The organism is Deinococcus deserti VCD115, from assembly GCF_000020685.1.
Classification (GTDB): Bacteria; Deinococcota; Deinococci; order Deinococcales; family Deinococcaceae; genus Deinococcus; species Deinococcus deserti.
Genome location: NC_012526.1, coordinates 564,035 through 578,192, shown reverse-complemented (window position 1 = coordinate 578,192; position 14,158 = coordinate 564,035). Strand labels below are relative to the sequence as shown.

General features: G+C 63.6%; 13 protein-coding genes. 7 read left to right on the top strand and 6 right to left on the bottom strand.

Annotated features, from left to right (window positions below; genetic code table 11):
* The first annotated feature begins 38 nt into the window (after positions 1-38).
* Complete coding sequence (locus tag DEIDE_RS02860) at positions 39-920, top strand: complex I NDUFA9 subunit family protein (protein WP_012692457.1); 882 nt, start codon at positions 39-41, stop codon at positions 918-920.
* Here DEIDE_RS02860 and DEIDE_RS02855 read toward each other — a convergent pair.
* Positions 917-2,221 carry a replication-associated recombination protein A gene (locus DEIDE_RS02855; protein ID WP_041227372.1) on the bottom strand — a complete coding sequence of 435 codons (1,305 nt, stop codon included), beginning with the start codon at positions 2,219-2,221 and terminating at the stop codon, positions 917-919. The two genes, DEIDE_RS02860 and DEIDE_RS02855, sit on opposite strands and share 4 nt — an antisense overlap.
* A gap of 91 nt (positions 2,222-2,312) precedes the next feature.
* Here DEIDE_RS02855 and DEIDE_RS02850 point away from each other — a divergent pair, with 91 nt between their 5' ends.
* From DEIDE_RS02850 to gcvP, 4 genes are all read left to right on the top strand, one after another.
* Positions 2,313-2,579 (top strand): hypothetical protein, encoded by a 267-nt coding sequence (locus DEIDE_RS02850; RefSeq protein ID WP_012692455.1) that lies wholly within the window; start codon positions 2,313-2,315, stop codon positions 2,577-2,579.
* A 58-nt stretch (positions 2,580-2,637) separates the two neighbouring features.
* On the top strand, positions 2,638-3,711 hold the full coding sequence (gcvT, locus tag DEIDE_RS02845) for a glycine cleavage system aminomethyltransferase GcvT (RefSeq protein WP_012692454.1): 1,074 nt from the start codon (positions 2,638-2,640) through the stop codon (positions 3,709-3,711).
* An 84-nt stretch (positions 3,712-3,795) separates the two neighbouring features.
* Positions 3,796-4,158, top strand: a complete 363-nt coding sequence (gene gcvH, locus DEIDE_RS02840; protein ID WP_012692453.1) for a glycine cleavage system protein GcvH — start codon at positions 3,796-3,798, stop codon at positions 4,156-4,158.
* A 108-nt stretch (positions 4,159-4,266) separates the two neighbouring features.
* The gene (gene gcvP, locus DEIDE_RS02835; protein ID WP_012692452.1) at positions 4,267-7,116 is read left to right on the top strand and encodes an aminomethyl-transferring glycine dehydrogenase; all 2,850 of its coding nucleotides are present in this window, start codon (positions 4,267-4,269) and stop codon (positions 7,114-7,116) included.
* Positions 7,117-7,425: 309 nt separating this feature from the next.
* Here gcvP and DEIDE_RS02830 read toward each other — a convergent pair whose 3' ends face one another.
* Positions 7,426-7,917, bottom strand: a complete 492-nt coding sequence (locus tag DEIDE_RS02830; RefSeq protein WP_012692451.1) for a DUF421 domain-containing protein — start codon at positions 7,915-7,917, stop codon at positions 7,426-7,428.
* Between the two features lie 156 nt (positions 7,918-8,073).
* On the opposite strand from DEIDE_RS02830, the gene DEIDE_RS02825 reads away from it, so the two are divergent.
* Entirely contained in the window at positions 8,074-8,451 is a 378-nt protein-coding gene (locus tag DEIDE_RS02825) for a nuclear transport factor 2 family protein (protein ID WP_012692450.1), read from the top strand.
* A 422-nt stretch (positions 8,452-8,873) separates the two neighbouring features.
* Here DEIDE_RS02825 and DEIDE_RS02820 read toward each other — a convergent pair whose 3' ends face one another.
* Both DEIDE_RS02820 and DEIDE_RS02815 read right to left on the bottom strand, forming a co-directional pair.
* Positions 8,874-9,209, bottom strand: a complete 336-nt coding sequence (locus tag DEIDE_RS02820; RefSeq protein ID WP_012692449.1) for a cupin domain-containing protein — start codon at positions 9,207-9,209, stop codon at positions 8,874-8,876.
* A 34-nt stretch (positions 9,210-9,243) separates the two neighbouring features.
* The gene (locus DEIDE_RS02815) at positions 9,244-9,813 is read right to left on the bottom strand and encodes a type 1 glutamine amidotransferase domain-containing protein (RefSeq protein WP_012692448.1); all 570 of its coding nucleotides are present in this window, start codon (positions 9,811-9,813) and stop codon (positions 9,244-9,246) included.
* Between the two features lie 348 nt (positions 9,814-10,161).
* On the opposite strand from DEIDE_RS02815, the gene dnaG reads away from it, so the two are divergent.
* The gene (gene dnaG, locus DEIDE_RS02810; RefSeq protein WP_012692447.1) at positions 10,162-11,880 is read left to right on the top strand and encodes a DNA primase; all 1,719 of its coding nucleotides are present in this window, start codon (positions 10,162-10,164) and stop codon (positions 11,878-11,880) included.
* 490 nt (positions 11,881-12,370) lie between these two features.
* Here dnaG and zapE read toward each other — a convergent pair whose 3' ends face one another.
* Both zapE and DEIDE_RS02800 read right to left on the bottom strand, forming a co-directional pair.
* Positions 12,371-13,381, bottom strand: coding sequence for a cell division protein ZapE (gene zapE / locus DEIDE_RS02805; protein ID WP_012692446.1), 1,011 nt, complete (start codon positions 13,379-13,381; stop codon positions 12,371-12,373).
* A gap of 6 nt (positions 13,382-13,387) precedes the next feature.
* Positions 13,388-14,086: a S4 domain-containing protein gene (locus DEIDE_RS02800; protein ID WP_012692445.1), complete on the bottom strand. Its 699-nt coding sequence runs from the start codon at positions 14,084-14,086 to the stop codon at positions 13,388-13,390.
* Positions 14,087-14,158 lie beyond the last annotated feature (72 nt).

Genomic DNA, 14,158 nt, shown 5'->3' with positions numbered 1-14,158 from the left:
CACAGTCCGGATGGAAGTGACGTGCTGACATGCACACCATGACAAACGTGCTGGTGACGGGTGCGACGGGCTTCGTGGGCCGGGCCGTGGTGAAAGAGCTGCTGGGGCGGGGGCACCGGGTTTTCGCGGGATCGCGCGGTGGTGAGGCCGTAGGCGGCGCCAGCGGCCTGAAACTGGACGTGACCGATCCGGGAAGCGTCACCCGCGCGGTCGGCGAGGCGGACCCGGGAGCCGTGATTCATCTGGTCGGCATTATTCAGGAGCAGGGCGACCAGACTTTCAGCCGCGTGCATGTCGACGCCACCCGGCATGTGCTGGCCGCCACACCGCGTTCGGCACGTTACCTGCACATGAGTGCGCTGGGTGCCGGTGAGATTCCGGGCAGCCGCTACAGCGTGACCAAAGGCGAGGCCGAGGCCCTGGCGCAGCGCAGTGGCCTGAACTGGACGATTTTCCGGCCCAGCCTGATTTTCGGAGTAGGTGACGACTTTTTCGGACGGGTCCTCAAGAATCTGGTGTCGGCCGCGCCGGTGGTGCCGCAGATTGGCGACGGCCGCTTTCCCTTCCGGCCCGTGAGTGTGGAAGACGTGGCTCAGGCCTTCGTCTCGGCGCTGGACCGGCCGGAGACAGTCGGTCACGTCTATGCGCTTACCGGCCCGCAGGAATTCACCTTCCGGGAGCTGCTGGAGCTGGAACTGGCTGCCCTGGGCAAGAAAAAACCCATCGTGCCGGTGCCTCTGGCACTGATGAATCTGGGCGTACCGCTGATGCAGGTGCTGCCCAATCCGCCGATCACCCGTGACCAGTACGCCATGCTGAAAGCCGGCAACACCGCCCCGAACGACGAGGCCAGAGAGGTGTTCAGGCTTCCGATGCACCGCCTGCAGGACCGCCTGGGGCAGATCGTTCAGGGCCGCTAGGACCCGGACGGTTCCTCTTTAGCTTCAGCGCGGGCTTCCCCGTGCGCTTCGCGCAGCTTGCGCCAGCGTTCGGCCATGCGCGCTTCCCAGCCTTCGCCGGTGGGGGCGTACAGGTCCAGCTGTACCCCTTCGGGCAGGTAGAGCTGCTCGAAGGAGCCTTCAGGATCATCGAAGTAATAGGCGTACCCCTTGCCGTAGCCCTGCGCGCGCATCAATGCCGTGGGGGCATTGCGCAGGTGAACCGGCACCGGCAGGCTTTCCCCTTCCCGCACGGCCCGCAGGGCGTCGCCCCAGGCGTTGTAGACACTGTTGCTTTTTGGCGCCAGTGCCAGATACACCACCGCCTGCGCCAGCGCGAGGTCACCTTCGGGGCTGCCCAGAAACTCCACGCTGTCGCGCGCCGCAATGGCCAGTCGCAGCGCCTGGGGGTCAGCCAGACCGATGTCCTCAGAAGCCATGCGCACCACGCGCCGCGCGACATAACCGGTATCGGCGCCGCCCTCGATCATGCGGGCCAGCCAGTACAGGCTGGCGTCCACGTGCGAGCCTCGCACGCTTTTATGCAGCGCGCTGATCAGGTTGTAGAAGTCCTCCCCGTTCTTGTCCATGGCCGGCAGGTGGCGCCCGAACGCTTCGGTCACTGCCTCGGGCGTGACCGGATCGGCCAGCGTCGCAGCGACTTCCAGGGTGCTCAGGGCGCGCCGTGCGTCCCCGTCTGCCAGCCGGGCGAGCAGGTCCAGGGCTTCCGGCTCGACGCTGACACCGGGCAGGCCGCGCTCGTCGGACAGGGCACGTTCCAGCAGGCCTTTGATGTCTTCCTGCGTCAGTGCTTCCAGAACCAGGGTGCGGGCCCGTGAGCGCAACGCCGGGTTGACCTCGAAACTGGGGTTCTCGGTGGTCGCGCCGATCAGCGTGAGCAGCCCGGACTCGACATGCGGCAGCAGGGCGTCCTGCTGGGCCTTGTTGAAACGGTGGATCTCGTCGAGAAACAGGATGGTGCGTGTGCCACGGGCCCGCAGCCGCTCAGCCTCGGTGACGGCCTCGCGCACATCCTTGACCCCTGCGGAAACAGCCGACAGGGCAATGAAATGCGCGCCAACCTCCCCGGCAACCAGCCGCGCCAGGGTGGTTTTGCCGACGCCGGGCGGTCCCCACAGGATCAGGCTGCCCAGCCGGCCGGACTGCAGCACACGGGTCAGTGGACGGCCCGGACCCAGCAGGTGAGTCTGGCCCACCACTTCGGCCACCGTGCGGGGGCGCAGGCGTTCGGCCAGGGGCGCGGGCGGGTCGAACAGGGTCACGCCGCGAGCATAGGCCGCACCCCGCCAAGCTGGCATGAGGGTTTTTTTCATGTGCAGACCTGTCGGGGGCGCACGCCCTTACCCTGGACCTATGAAGTTTCAGGAGCAGGTGCGCGCGGCCGGCTTTCCGGACGAGGTGGACGTTACCCGGCGCGAAGATGGCCACGACCGTATTTTTCGCGTGACGCAGGGCAACTACGGAGCAGAGCTGGTCCTGACTGCCGAAGCCTGTCAGATGTACGGCGAAGGTCCGGGCACCGCCCTGGCCCTGACCGAACTGCGAAAAGCAGTAGACCGGGGTCTGCCAGCGGTGCATCTGGACGGTACCCTGGAGCGCCTGACGCTGGTCGGCGACTGAAGGCTGTCACGTCCAGGCGGGCCGGACATCTTCAGCCCCGGTCCGGTACAGTTTTGCCGTGACCCAGACCCCAGAAACAGCGCTCAAGCGGACCCCGCTGCATGCCGCCCACCTCCGTGCAGGGGCCCGGATGGTGCCGTTCGGCGGCTGGGACATGCCCGTGCAGTACAGCGGCCTCAAGGCCGAGCATCAGGCGGTGCGTGAGTCGGCCGGCGTGTTCGACGTCTCGCACATGGGTGAGTTCCGCATCCAGGGGGAAGGCGCACTGGCTTTCCTGCAGCACGTCACCCCCAACGACGTGAGCAAGCTGCGTCCCGGCCGCGCCCAGTACAACTGGCTGCCCAACGACCGGGGCGGTCTGGTGGATGACATCTATATCTATATGGTCGGCGAGAACGAGTACCTGATGGTCGTGAACGCCAGCAATATCGACAAGGACTGGGCGCACCTGCAGACCCTGGCCGCGGGCTTTGGCGTGACGCTGACCAACGAGTCCGACCGCTGGGCACTGCTCGCCGTTCAGGGGCCCAAGGCCGCCGAGGTGCTGCAACCTCACGTGGACGTGGACCTGGGCAGCAAGAAGAAGAACGCCTACTTCCCGGCCCGGCTGTTTGGCTTCAACGTACATCTGGCACGCACCGGCTATACCGGCGAGGACGGCTTCGAGGTGTTTATTGATGCCAGTGAGGCAGAGACCGTGTGGGACAAGCTGATGGCGATCGGCGTCACCCCCGCTGGCCTGGGCGCCCGCGATACGCTGCGCCTGGAAGCCGGCTTTCCCCTGTACGGCCATGAGTTTGCGGACGACATTCACCCCCTGAGCAGTCACTACACCTGGGTGGTCAAGGACAAGCCCTTTTACGGCCGCGAAGCCCTTCAGCAGCCGGCCCAGCAGAAACTGATCGGCCTGAAGCTGGACAAGGTGCCGGTGCGTGAGGGCTACCCGGTACTGCAGAGCGGTCAGGTGGTCGGGCACGTGACCAGTGGAACCAGCAGCCCCACCCTGGGTCACCCCATTGCTCTGGCTCTGGTGCAGGCAGGTGCCGCCGACGCCACCGATTTCGAGGTCGAGGTCCGCGGCAAGGCGCACCCGGCCACCCGGACGGACGTTCCTTTTTACAAAGCCCCTTAACAGGTAGCCTGGGACCTGCATCGCTGACGCACGCCTTCCCCGGCCACCCTCTTCTCTGTCCACTTCCCTACAGGAGCAACCACCATGACCACCCCCACCACCCTGAAATACGCAGCTTCCCACGAATGGCTCTCCGAGGACGGTACGGTCGGCATTACCGATCACGCGCAGGAGCAGCTGGGCGACGTGGTGTACGTCGAACTGCCCGAAGTGGGCCGTGAAGTCACCGCTGGCGAGGCCGTGGCCGTCGTGGAAAGCGTCAAGACCGCCTCCGACATCTACGCGCCCGCCAGTGGCCGGATCGTGGCTGTCAACGAGGAACTCAGCGGCAACCCCGAGCTGGTCAACAGCGCCCCCTACGAGGGCGGCTGGCTGTTCAAGCTGGAAGTCACCGAGGAAGGCTCGGACCTGCTCGACGCCGCCGCCTACGACGCCCAGGCTCACTAAAAACCCCGCGCGCAGACAGTCACGGGTTCGGGGGCGACCCACAGCCCGTGACTCGTCTGTGTCTCTGACCCGAGTGCCACAGCTCTCCCACCCCTGCTAAGGAGTTCCATGAAACCGCTGTCTGACCTGCTTCAAACCCACGACTTCACTGCCCGTCACCTTGGCCCCAGCGAGGCGGAACAGGCAGATATGCTGGCCGAACTGGGCGTTTCCAGCCTGGACGAGTTGACCGAAACCACGCTGCCTGAAGCCATCCAGTTCCGCGGAGAGCTGAAGGCCGGCGAGGGCGTCACCGAGGCTCAGGCTCTGGCTGACCTGAAACGCGTCGCCCAGAAGAACAAGGTGTTCCGCAGCTATATCGGCATGGGGTATCACGGCACCCACACGCCTCCGGTGATTCTGCGCAACATGCTGGAAAATCCGGGCTGGTACACCGCCTACACGCCGTACCAGGCTGAAATCAGTCAGGGGCGTCTGGAGATGCTGCTGAACTTCCAGCAGGTCGTGATGGACCTGACTGGCATGCCGATCTCCAACGCTTCGCTGCTGGATGAAGGCACCGCCGCCGCCGAAGCCATGACCCTGGCCAAGCGTCAGGCAAAAAGCAAGGGCAACGTCTTTTTCATGGCCGACGACGTGCACCCGCAGACCCTGGACGTGGTCAAGACCCGCGCCGAGTACTTCGGCTTCGAAGTGGTGACCGGCGACCCGACTGCCGAGCTGCCTGAAGGGGTGTTCGGCGTGCTGGTCCAGTATCCCGGGACCTACGGCGATCTGCGCGACCTGTCTCCCATGGCCGAGAAGGTGCATGCAGTCGGCGGCGCACTGATCGTCGCAGCTGATCTGCTGGCCTGCGCACTGGTCACCCCTCCCGGCGAGCAGGGCGCGGACATCGTGGTAGGCAGCGCCCAGCGTCTGGGCGTGCCGATGGGCTTCGGTGGACCGCACGCTGCATTCCTGGCGTGTCAGGAGGCCTACCAGCGCTCCATGCCGGGCCGCGTGATCGGCGTCAGCAAGGACGTGCGCGGCAAGACTGCCCTGCGCATGGCCATGCAGACCCGTGAGCAGCACATCCGCCGTGAGAAGGCCACCAGCAACATCTGCACCGCACAGGCGCTGCTGGCCAACATGGCCGCGGCCTACGCCGTGTACCACGGTGCCGACGGCCTGCGCACCATTGCCGGCCGCGTGCATCGCCTGACCGGCATTCTGGCCAGAGCCCTCCAGAACGCGGGCCTGACGCCCAGCGTAACCTTCTTCGACACCCTGACCTTCGAAGGTGACGCAGCGGCTATCCGCCAGCGCGCGGAGGCCAAAGGCATCAACTTCCGCTATGAAGGCAACCAGGTCAGCGTGAGCCTGGACGAAACCGTGACTCCTGCTGATCTGGCAGACGTGGCCGAAGCCATTACCGGGCAGACTGTGGACGTGCTGGCGCTGGACACCCAGGCCGTGGACGGCATTCCTGAGGGCCTCAAGCGCACCAGTGAGTACCTGACCCACCCTGTCTTCCAGACCCACCGCAGTGAGCACGGCATGCTGCGCTACCTGAAGATGCTGGAAAACCGCGACTACAGCCTCGTTCACGGCATGATTCCACTGGGTTCGTGCACCATGAAGCTCAATTCCACCACCGAGATGATCCCGGTGACCTGGCCGGAATTCGGGGCGCTGCACCCCTTTGCCCCTGCCGACCAGACCGAAGGCTACGCCGAGCTGCTGGCGGAACTGGAAGCGTGGCTGGCCGACATCACCGGCTACGACGCGATTTCCATGCAGCCCAACAGCGGCGCACAGGGCGAGTACGCCGGCCTGCTGGTGATCCGCAAGTACTTCGAGAGCCGCGGCGAGCACCACCGGAACGTCTGCCTGATTCCCGCCAGTGCACACGGCACCAACCCCGCCAGCGCCGCCATGATGGGCATGCAGGTGGTGGTTGTGAAAACCGACGCGAACGGCAACATCGACTTTGACGACCTGACCGCCCAGGCCGAGAAGCACAGCGAGAACCTCGCCGCCCTGATGATCACCTACCCCAGCACCCACGGTGTGTACGAAGAGAACGTCAGGGACGTGTGCGACCTGATCCACCAGCACGGCGGTCAGGTGTACCTGGACGGTGCCAACATGAACGCACAGGTCGGCGTGGCCAAGCCAGGTCTGATCGGCAGTGACGTCTCGCACCTGAACCTGCACAAGACCTTTGCCATCCCGCACGGTGGCGGTGGCCCCGGCATGGGCCCCATCGGGGTCAAGGCTCACCTTGCCCCGTTCCTGCCCAACCACGTGGTGCGCGATGTCAGCGGCAGCCAGACCGGCGCCGTAAGTGCCGCGCCCTACGGCAGCGCGAGCATCCTCCCGATCAGCTACCTGTACATCAAACTGCTGGGCGCCCATGGCCTGCGCAAGGCCACCCAGGTGGCGCTGCTCAACGCCAACTACATTGCCAGCAAGCTCGCGGGCGCCTACCCCATCCTGTACAAGGGAAAAAGCAACCGCGTGGCGCACGAGTGCATCATTGATATCCGCCCCCTCAAGCAGGCGTGCGGCGTCACCGAGGAGGACATCGCCAAACGGCTGATGGACTACGGTTTCCACGCGCCCACCATGAGCTTCCCGGTGCCCGGTACCCTGATGATCGAGCCCACCGAATCCGAGCCGAAGGCCGAGCTCGACCGCTTCATAGACGCCATGCTGCAGATCCGCCGTGAGATTCAGGAGGTGCAGGACGGTCTGCTGAAGGCGGAGGAAAGCCCTCTGAAGCACGCACCCCACACCCAGGACGACCTGATGGCCGACGAGTGGAACCGCGCCTACAGCCGCGAAACAGCCGCGTACCCCAGCAAGCATCAGAAGGGCTGGAAGTACTGGCCTGCCGTCAACCGCGTGGACAATGTGTACGGCGACCGCAACTTCGTGTGCTCCTGCCCACCGGTTGAGGATTACATCGGCGCGTAAACCAGCAGAGTTAAGGAAGACAGCGCCAAAAGCTTTTGGCGCTGTCTTCTTTTATGGCCTGTCCAAACCCCTACCGCCCCACTCCCCAAAGGCCGTCGTGCGCGCAGCGCGCTGGCCGTTCCAACTGGGCGGCAGCATGGCGTCGAGGCCGGAAACGTTAGCAGCACCAGCAAAGCCCCAGCCCCAGTCAGACCTTTTGCCCAGTGCGAACGAAAGCTCCCCCTGCCCCTCTACTTCGCAGCTCTTCGAGTCTGGGGTAGGGGGCTGGGGGGGTGGGGCAACCAGCCCGGCGAAACCAACAGCCCTTTCCTACCCCCTTCTCCCCTTAACAATCACCGAAATCCGTCCAGCCGTCTCCAGCACCAGAAGATCCACGTCACTGAATGTCTCGTACCCTTCGGCGCGGATGGCCGAGAGCAGGTCTTCCCTGGTCAGCCGCTCCCTGCGCAGCGCCTTTTCATGAAAGGTGCCGTCGCTGTACAGAACCACGGGCGGTGAAGCTATGGCCCTGGCCAACGTACGGGAATGAAATTTAAGCAATGAGAGCAGATACTGAAGAACGACCAGCAGGGTAACGGCCGCAAAAGCTTCAGAGTAGGAGAGGTCCCTGGCTGTCAGCGCCCGGCCAAACACTGCCCCGATGGCCACCATGACAACGAAATCAAACGTTGTCAGGCTGGAGAGTGTCCTGTTGCCCGTTATACGCAGCAGAAGGACGACAGATAAAAACAGCGAGGTGCCCACAACCAGGATGCGGATCAATGGCTCCCACCCGGCAAAGAAATATGCGGTCTCGCTCATTAACAAAAACTGTAACACAAGCCAAAACCTGCTCCCACACAGGGTTCTTAAAGCCTGTGCTCTGCCTGTGGCGCTCCTTTCAACGTCCCTTCACCCGTCCTCCACAACGTGCGCCGGATAACGCTTTCGACCTGCAGTTCATGGTGCAGTACCTCCATGACCACCACGGACAGCTTCATGCAGGCCCTCCAGCAGGCAGAACAGACCGGAAACGTGGACGCCCTGGTCGCTCTGCATGCCCCCGACGTCACACTCAGAAATCTGACCACCCAGACCTGGGAAGGTCAGGACGGCGCGCGGGCATTCTGGGAGGCATACCTGAGTGCCTTTGACCGCATCCGCAGCGAGTTCACCCGAAGCCAGGAAAATGATGGTCTGGGCGTCATGGAGTGGGAAGCCACAGGTCAGGTTAAGGGTGGACACGAGCTGGCCTACCGTGGCGTCAGCCTGATCGATATAGAAGACGGACAGGTCAAGACTTTCCGTACGTATTACGACAGTGCCGCGTTCGTCGAGCCTGCCGCCTCCCATTGATTCTGACCTCGTAACGACCGGGACGCCAGCAAGCGCGGCCCATTTTTCTGTACCTGGAATGGCCTGTTCCGGGACTGTTGTGTCTCCAACTTCGCCGTTAGCAAGCAGTTCCTTTGCATGAACGGCGCGCGGAGCCTTACAAAAGCAGCTTTTCTTTCGGATTGCAGATCCCACCAGGCACAGTTATCCGCGGTCCCGTTCAGCTCCTGTGCAGGCCCTACCGAACCCAGGCTATCTCTTTAGGATCACATTGCTGAAAGAACAGCAAGAAGTCAGAGCCATTCCAGAGCATGTCAACAATAAAAGGCGCCACTTACGGCGCCTTCGTTGATACTTCTTCTACAGCAAGGCCTCGTATTTCAGTCCAGAGTCACGAAAAGACATTACAGTCGGAACCCTGCAAGGGGCTCCCGGCTATGGTCCTACCCTGCTTGATCAGCGGGAGGCGTGGTGACTTCGACGGCCGTCAGGGTCTCAAGCACCCGGTAGACATGCTCGGCGCCTGAAGGAACGAAGTAGCTGTCTCCGGCTTCCAGCGTCAAGGTCTGTCCGTCAACGGTCAGCTCCATCCGGCCACTGATGACATAACCCAGGGTTTCGTAACTGTTGAGGCTGGGCTGTTTTTCTGCAGTATCGGCAGGCTGCTCGTTGTGCCACAGACGCATGCTGCTATTTTGACCGCGGATAAGGCGGTGTTCACCGTGCTGGCCGTGAGTGGTCTCACTGCGGCTGACTTTATAAGTGCTGGACTGGGTCATGGTGGGGCCTCCTGGAATAGGGAAAAAAGACGGCTCACTTGCGCCGGCTGCTGTGGTCGCCCTCGGCGAACTCCTCGATGAGCTTGGCATTGAAGGCTGGCAGGTCGCCGGGGTTGCGGCTGGTAACCACGCCCTTATCTGTCACCACCTCCTCGTCTACCCACTGGGCGCCGGCCAGGGTGAGTTCGTGACGCAGGCTGGGCCAGCTGGTCATGCGCAGGCCCTGGGCAATACCCGTCTCGCTCAGGCTCCAGGGCCCGTGACAGATCGCACCGATCGGCTTACCCTCGTCATAAAAAGCCCGGACCATGCGCATGGCGTCCGGGCTGAGACGCAGCTTGTCGGGATTGACGGTGCCGCCTGGCAGGATCAGGCCGTCGTACTCGTTGACGTTGACTTCCTCAGCCGTTTTATCTACCGGGTAGCGGCCCTGGGGCTCCATGTCGTTTTTCATGCTCTGGATCTCGCCGTCCTGCAGGCTGATCAGGTGCGTCATAGCGCCGGCCTGCTCAACGGCCTCGCGGGGGCTGGTCAGCTCGATTTCCTCTACACCGTCGGCAGCAAGAATGGCAATGGTCTTTCCCTGGAGGGATGGTGCGGTCATGCGTTCAGGCTGACTTGCACGCATGGACCGGGGGTGACGGCGACCTAAGGCTGGGTTTAAGCGGAGTTGCGTCAGACTTCATGTCCCTTGAGACAACCGGGGGGCGGCTGTACAGAAACGGGATAGAGGCAGGCCGCGCTGGCACGGCTCCTAGCTTTGCCCCCTTTATTTCCGGCGTGTCAGACGTCCTTCACGCCCTCTAGCCGGAGGGCGGCGCCGGGGCGTACACTGGGGCACTGCCGCCTGTTTGATTCCCAGTCTGGTGAGATCGGGCGCGCCAAGCAAAAAGGAGGTGAGGCACACATAGGAACCAAGGAAGACGTTCGTTCGCGGCTCAACATCGCGGACGTGATTGGCGAGCATGTGCGTCTCACTCCAGCCGGCAAGGGCCGCCTGAAAGGTCTGTGTCCTTTTCACAAGGAAAAGAGCCCCAGCTTTCAGGTAGACACCGAGCAGGGCTACTATTACTGCTTTGGCTGCAAGGCCGGCGGCGACATCTTCTCGTTCGTGCAGCGCACCGAGAACCTGAGCTTTGGTGACGCCATGCGCAAGCTGGCCGAGCAGGCCGGGATTCAGGTGGAGGCCAAATACGGTGAAAAGAGCAGCCGGGACCTGTATGACGTCAACGCGTTTGCGCTGGAGTATTTCCGCGAACACCTGCCGGGAGTAGCCCTGGAGTATCTGCGCCGGCGGGGCCTGACGGACGAGACCATTGCCGCATTTGAACTGGGCTACGCCCCGGACGGCTGGGACGGGCTGCTCAAGCGGGCACGTACCAAAGGCCTCAGCGAACGGCAACTGCTCGAAGCCGGCCTGCTGATCGAGAACCCCGAATCTGGACGGGTGTATGACCGCTTCCGGGGCCGGGTCATGTTTCCCATTCGTGATCACCTGGGCCGCCTGGTGGGCTACGGCGGGCGGGTGCTGGACGACACCAAGCCGAAGTACCTGAATACTCCGGAGACCGAAGCTTTCCGCAAGGGTGAACTGCTGTACGGCCTGGACAAAGCCCGCACGCACCTGAAAGGCGGTTCGGAGCTGGTGGTGGTCGAAGGGTACATGGACGTTATTACCATGCACCAGCACGGCTTTACCGGCGCAGTGGCCTCGCTGGGCACGGCCCTGACAGCCGAGCATGCCACCCTGCTAGAACGCCTGGGAGCACAGAAGCTGACCCTGATGTTCGACCAGGACGAGGCCGGACTCAAGGCGACCCTGTCGGGGCTGGATCAGGTACTGGGAGCCAAGTTCCGCGTGCGGGCCACCAGCGTGCCCAGCGGTAAGGACCCGGCCGACGCCCTCTTGGCTGGGGATATCGTGGGCATCCGTCAGGCACTGACCAGCGGCCTGGATGAGGTGCATTACCGGGTACAGGCCGCCGTGGAAGCGCACGGCCTGAGCACCAGTGAGGGCAAACGCCGGGTGCTGATGCAGCTGCTGCCGCGCATGCAGAACCTTGATCCCCTGGATGAGGGTGCCGAGCAGATGCGGACCATTGCCTGCGAGCAGCTCGGCATCAAACCTGAGGCGCTGATGGAGTGGATCGCGTCCAAGGCCAAGCGCCGGCAGCTGACCGACACGCACCTGGCCGGCATGAGTACCCACCGCACCGAGGAAGACCGTGAGCTGGCACTGCTGCGTCAGCTGCTGGTGGACCCCAGCCTGCTGGCCAAACTGGACGGCAGCACGCCGTGGCGCAACGAGAGCGTGCGCAAGGTGATGCTGGCCGCCCAGGGTGCTCACAGCCCAGACGCGATTCTGGATGTCTTCCGTGGCCAGCCTGAAGAGCAGCTGCTGATCCGCCTGATGTTCGAGGGACGTGACGCCGGCACCATCGGCCGGGCGAACTCCCAGCAGTACGAGCAGAACGTCAACGCCTACGCGGCCGCTGCTGTAGACGATATCCAGGTCAGCATGAGCATCGACTCTATGCGGGCTGAAGTTGACCTGTTGAAAAAACAGGTTATGGCCGCCCCACCCGCCGAGCAGCTGAGCATGCTCAAGCAGATTCAGGAGTTGCAGCGGGCTATTGAGGCGGAGAAACGGGCCCGGCGGAGTTCGGCGTAAGGGTTTTTCTCTAATTGTTTACCCCGTCCCCCAGCCCCCTACCCCAAAGGGGCAGGGGGAGCTTGCGTTGCACTGGGCAAGAGGGTTGACTGGAGCTGAGGCGCTGCTTTGTTCATTGACGTGTCTGGCTTCGACGCCAGCTTTCACACCCGTTGGAAGAGCCCGCGCGCTACGCGTACGACGGCTTCGGGTGCTGAACCTGTGAAAGGGCAAGGTGAGATGTCAGAAGGAGCCGCTTTTTCCTTTTCTTTTTCAGTAGAACCTGTCTGTCTGAATCAAGAAGCCCTGCCCCTTAACCCTCAAGGCAACCCAGGCCGTCGTGCGCGCAGCGCGCGGGCCATTGCGAGATCTCGGAGCATGGCGTCGAGGCAGGAACGCGGGAACCAACGAGCAACCCACCACCCTCCCTCTCACCTTGCCCAGTGCAACGCAAGCTCCCCCTGCCCCTTTGGGGTAGGGGGCTGGGGGGCGGGGCAAACCAGAAAAACTTTTATCCCCCCTCCCGAGCCTCCCGCAACATCTCCGAAAGCCTCGACAGACACCGGCTGTACTTCTTCGCATACGCGCCATGCCGGTACGTCTCATCGAACAGCGTCCCCAGCGGCGCCCCTGTAAATGCCGCATTGAGTCCCAGGTCATACAGCTTGTCGATGAAATGCACGAACCGGAGCGCAACGTTCTGGTCTGCCATTGGGCACAGCCCCTCGACACCCAGCGCCCCGATGCCCTGGAGCAGGCGGGGAAAGTGGCTGGGGTGAACGCGCAGCAGGTGCCGGTTGAGGTCGCGGTGCTGCACGATACTGAGGGTATCGGGGTTCTGCCGGGCCTGCCAGGCGGCGAATTCGGCAGGCTGAAGCGTGTCTTCCGGCCGGGTGCCGCGCTGACGGTAGTCCGGCCCGTCGATGGTATGAGGCACAAAACGGTTGGCAATACCCTGAATCTGGCGTTCGAAGTCACGGGCGTTAAAGCGGCCCTGGCCCAGGGCTCCGGGTTCGGTGTTGCTGGTGGCGACCACATGCGTGCCGCCAGGCATCAGCTGTCCCAGGAAGGTATTGGCCATGTGGGTGTTGCCTGGATCGTCCAGCTCGAATTCGTCGATCAGCAGCAGGTCGTGGTTGCGGAAAGCTTCCACGGCGCGGTTCATGCCCAGCGTTCCGATGATGTACATCAGGTCCTGGAAACTCATCAGTGCGGCCCGGCCCGGAGCAGCGTGCCAGGCGCTGGCCAGCAGGTGGGTCTTGCCTACCCCGAAGCCACCGTCCAGGTACAGGCCCTGTCCCTCTGGCCGGGCAGAACGGCGGAACAGGCGAAAGCCGCTGGGTTTCGGTGCTGGCGCCCGCACAAAGGCTTCAAGGGCATCGCGCGCTTCGCCCTGGCTGGGGTAGCCGGGGTTGGGCTGATAGGTGGCGAAGCGCACCTGGTCGTAGCGGGGGCTGGGAGTCAGGTGGGCCGTCAGCTCGTCGGGCGTAACGCTGGGCATGCGGGAGAGCAGGTCAATCATGGCTGGTCAACGGTGGACGTCGAGTTCGACCTTGAAATTGCCGCGTCTGGTTTCATTCACGACGCGCTTGAAGTCGATCCGGCCTAACCCCTCGGCCGCCAGACTGTCACCCTCGCGGATCTCGCTGCTGGCACGCGCCGGCTGGCCATTCAGGCGAACCTTGCCGCCGTCGATGCCCTGCTGGAAATACGCGCGGCTGACGCCGAATCCCTTGGCCCCGACCACATCTACCCGCATGCTGGGCACAACCACCTCGCGCACCTTGCTGCTCTTTCCGGCGCTTTCTCCAACTTCCTCGACGTCCACGTGCCGGCCGCCCAGTTCAGTCAGGGCTGCCAGGGTCTGGGCTGCCTTGCTGGTGGCCGCAAGCAGAAAGCCACCGCGGTCCTCGCGCAGGTCGCCCAACTGGTCCTCGTTGAGCTCCAGGCGGCGCAGCTGCACGCTGAAGTCCTGCAGGTCCCAGGCAGGCGCCGCGTCCTCGGGTGTCAGGCGCAGCACCGTGACGGCGCTGTCCACTTCAGGAATGTGCGCGGGATGCAGCGTCAGGATCACCCGGCGCGCATCGGGAAAACCACCGGCGATCTTGTGACGGACCTCGTCGTCCTGCAGCATCCGCCGGTCGATCTCGTCACCATCTACAAACGGCGTGCGCACCACACGGCCGCCCCGGGCCTGATTGATCAGGGTATTGAGCTTGAACTTCATGTCCGCAGGATAGCCCTGAGCACCTGCCGGGCTGCGGGGCATGAGGACTTCTGAAAATACTGCGCCCTGTTC